General features: G+C 69.6%; 2 protein-coding genes and 1 pseudogene. All 3 read right to left on the bottom strand.

What is annotated here, in order from left to right; genetic code table 11:
- The coding region (locus AB0953_RS35330) for a roadblock/LC7 domain-containing protein (protein ID WP_360880696.1) at nt 1-120 on the bottom strand (120 nt) is incomplete at its 3' end.
- On the bottom strand, nt 104-3,301 hold the full coding sequence (locus tag AB0953_RS35325) for a nitrate- and nitrite sensing domain-containing protein (RefSeq protein WP_366863700.1): 3,198 nt from the start codon (nt 3,299-3,301) through the stop codon (nt 104-106). The genes AB0953_RS35330 and AB0953_RS35325, both read right to left, overlap by 17 nt.
- A 291-nt stretch (nt 3,302-3,592) precedes the next feature.
- Nucleotides 3,593-3,693 (bottom strand): annotated as a pseudogene (locus AB0953_RS35320) (ATP-binding protein); the annotation flags it as partial.

The raw sequence follows: 3,693 nt of genomic DNA, 5'->3' as shown, positions 1-3,693 counted from the left end.
GTCGGCGGAGACCACCACCGTGTGGGACACCCCGGGGGTGTTGTCCACGAAGTTGGTGATCAACCAGTTCAGGTTCTGTGCCGCCTGGCTCATCGGGCTCACACTAACGCTCCTGGTCATAGCTGTTACTTGACTGCTCAGTACCCGCGCTGCGTCCCTGCTGGACACCCCGCCGCAGGTTGCTCAACCTGCCGCGGACGTCCTCCGGAGCGCGGGAGACCTGGGGGCCGCCCTGCGGGGTGGTCTCCGCAGAGCCTTCGACCAGGTTGGCCTTGGGCACCCGCCGAGGCAGACCGGACGAGGTCACCCCGCCCGCCTTCGGCTCACGGAGCTTGCCGGCCTGCTGCCAGCGCTCGTCGTTCTTCGAGCGCCAGCCGGAGCCGGTCGCCTCGTCCTGTTCCGGGGCCCGCTCCGGGGTGGCGGGCTGCTGCTGTCGCTGCGGCCGCTGCTCGAAGAGGGAACCGGGGGACTCCGCTTCCTGCTGCGCCGGCTGCCACTGCTGCTGGCTGCCGCGGCGCGGCAGGCCCGCTCCGGTCATACCGTGACCGGTGTCGGCAGCGGCACCCGGACGGTCGAAGCCTACGCGGTCCGCGGCGGGTTCGGGAGCGAGAGGGGGTTCCGATTCGGTCCCGTAGCCCTGCTGGTAGCCGCCGGAGTAGGTGTTCTGCTCCGGCCACTCCGTGTGCTGGGCCTGGGCTTCGTAGCTGCCGTTGTACGCCTGGGCGTCCTGCTGCGGCTCCTGGTAGCCCGCTTCCGGATAGCCGTACTCCTGCTGCGGGTACGCCTCGTACGCCTCGTGGCCCTGGCCGTCCGCATGCGCCTGGCGGGCGTCGTACGGGGCGTCGTAGCCCTGCTCGGGCTGCTGCTCGTACTCCGGGTACTGCTGGTAGCCGTGCTCCGGCTGCGGTTCCGCATACTCCTGCTCGGAGTACTCCTCCTGGCCCTGCGGGAAGTTCAGCTGGGCCTGGAGGGCCGCACGGCGCTCCTGGTGTCCCAGGGAGCGGCCCACGGGGTCCAGGCCGCCCTCGGCGCCCTGGTTCTCGTAGCGGGAGTCGTCGAACCCGAGCTCGGCCGCCGTGCGCAGCGGAGCGGCGTTCTCGGCCTGCTGCTGCGGGATCATCGAGGAGACGGTGAACTCGTCGTCCGGGATCCCCTCGCCACCGCCACCGTGGGTGATGGCGTCGGGAAGCATGATCAGCGACGTGGTGCCGGCCGCCTCGCCCGAGGGGCGCAGCTGGACGCGGATGTTGTGGCGGTCCGCCAGGCGGCCGACCACGAACAGGCCCATGCGCTGCGAGATCGCGGCGTCCACGGTCGGCGGGTTGGCCAGCTTGTGGTTGATGTCCGCGAAGTCCTCGGCGGTCAGGCCGATGCCCTTGTCGTGGATCTCGACCATGACGCGGCCGTCGGGCAGGCGCGTGGCGTTGACGCGGACCTTGGTCTGCGGGGAGGAGAACGTGGTGGCGTTCTCCAGGAGCTCCGCGAGCAGGTGCACGAGGTCGGTCACGGCCTGGCCGTGGATCTCGGCCTCGGAGACGCCCGCGAGCTCGATGCGCTCGTACTGCTCCACCTCGGAGGAGGCGGCGCGCAGGACGTCGACGAGGGGCACCGGCTGGTCCCAGCGGCGGCCCGGCTCCTCGCCCGCGAGGATGAGGAGGTTTTCGCCGTTGCGGCGCATGCGGGTGGCGAGGTGGTCCAGGCGGAAGAGGTTCTCCAGCTGGTCCGGGTCGGCCTCGTTGTTCTCCAGGTCGGTGATCAGGCTCAGCTGGCCCTCGATCAGCGACTGGTTGCGCATGGAGAGGTTCGTGAAGATCGCGTTGACGTTGCCCCGCAGGAGGGCCTGCTCGGCGGCGAGCCGGACCGCTTCCCGGTGGACCTGGTCGAAGGCGCGGGCGACCTCGCCGATCTCGTCCTGGGAGTCGATCGGGATCGGCGCGACACGGGTGTCGACCTTGCCCGGGTCGGTGCGCGAGAGCTGGTCGACGAGCATCGGCAGGCGCTGCTCGGCGACGTCGAAGGCGGCACCGCGCAGGCGGCGCATCGAGCGGCTCATCTGGCGGGCCACCATGCCGGCCAGGATGAACGCCACGAGCAGGGCCACGACCACGACCGCACCGGTCCAGATGGCGGCGTTGCGGGCGTCGTCGGAGACCACGACGGTGTCCTTCACGGCCTTGTCGAGGAGTTCCCTCTCGACCTCGGCGTAGCCCTCGAACTTGCCGGTGGCGGCGGCCTGCCAGCTCAGCGGCGTGATGCCGTTCTTGGCCAGGACGGCGGGCTTCTCGCCGCTGGCTATGCCGTCCGTCATGGCGGTGAGCACGGAGCCGTTGACCGGGGCCGGGACCTTGAAGGGGGTGCCGGCCTGCTCCGCCTGGGACTTGGCGGCGGCGAGCTTGGCGGCGGACTCCTGGGACTTCTTCGCCATCACCTCTTTGAGGCGGTTGGTGTCGTCCTCGGTGCCGGCGGCGACGTACTCGCCGATCGCGATTTCCTCGAGGTAGGCGTACGAGGAGAAGGCGACGAGCTGGGCCTTGCGGACGTTCTCGTCCTCGTTCGGGCGGACCAGCAGGTGGGTGCCGATGGCGCGCTGGAGCGACTCGGCGGCCTTGGCCAGCTCGATCGCGTAGACCATGCGGCCGTAGCTGGTCACGTTGCCGGTGCCGAGCCCGAGTTCGTTGGAGAACTGCATCAGGTAGTGCTGGACGAGCAGGTAGCCGTCCTCGGTCGGAATGGGACCGAAAGCGCTCGGGGGGGCCTTCTTGGCCGTCTCCTGGGTCTGGTACGCGTGCGAGCGCACCGTCTCCAGCTTCGGCTCCTCCTGGCGGAAGAGGTCCAGGCGCCGCTCCAGGCCCTGGTTCTTCGGGAGGTCCTTGACGGCCTGGGCGAACTTCTCCTTGGCCGTGTTGGTGGCCTCGTAGGCCTTGCCGACGGCCTCGTTCTTGGTGTCGCCCTTCAGCAGCGGTTCGGCCGTCAGGTCGCGCTCGTTGAGCAGGGCCTGGCCGTATTCCGCCGCCGCCTGGACGATGCGCGCGGTCTTCTCGGCGTCCTTGGCCTCGTTCCAGGTGTCGAGGGAGCCCTTCACCTGGAAGCCGCCCATGACCAGTCCGACGAGGACCGGCAGGAGCAGGATGGCGTTCAGACGGGTGGCCACGCGCCAGTTGCGGGGCGAGAGCCTGCTGGTGCTGCCGCTCTTGGCCTGCGGTTCCACGGGCGCGTCGGCGGGCGACGCGGCCGCGCGCTGCGGCGGGGTGAAGTTGCCGCGCGCGGATTCATCCGCGGGGCTCGAGTTGCTTCGCCTCACTCGACCAACAACCTCTCGGCGGTGCTACTAGCTAGTTGGTTGAATTCCAGCACGGTGAACGGCCGTGTTCCAAACAGTTGGAATCGGCCGTTCCCGGAGCCGCCCGCCGTACGTAAAACGGACATAAAGAGCGAGCAGCGGCAAAAATGGGGCGGGTTGTGCGCACAGCGACACCGGTCGAACGCACCCTGTGGCCGGAGAAGGCCAATTCTCTGTCGAAACGTTATGAACGAGGAGGGCGGGCCGTGTCGCACGACACAGCCCGCCCTCCCCGTCAGCACGTCGAACCCGTTACTTCAGGCGGGCCATGAGGGCGTGTTCGACGAGGGTGATGAGGGCGCTCTTGGCGTCGGCGCGGTGGCGTGCGTCGGTGGTGATGATGGGGGCGTCGG

Source organism: Streptomyces sp. NPDC046866 (assembly GCF_040704625.1).
Taxonomy (GTDB): Bacteria; Actinomycetota; Actinomycetes; order Streptomycetales; family Streptomycetaceae; genus Streptomyces.
This window is presented reverse-complemented; position numbering and strand designations above follow the sequence as displayed.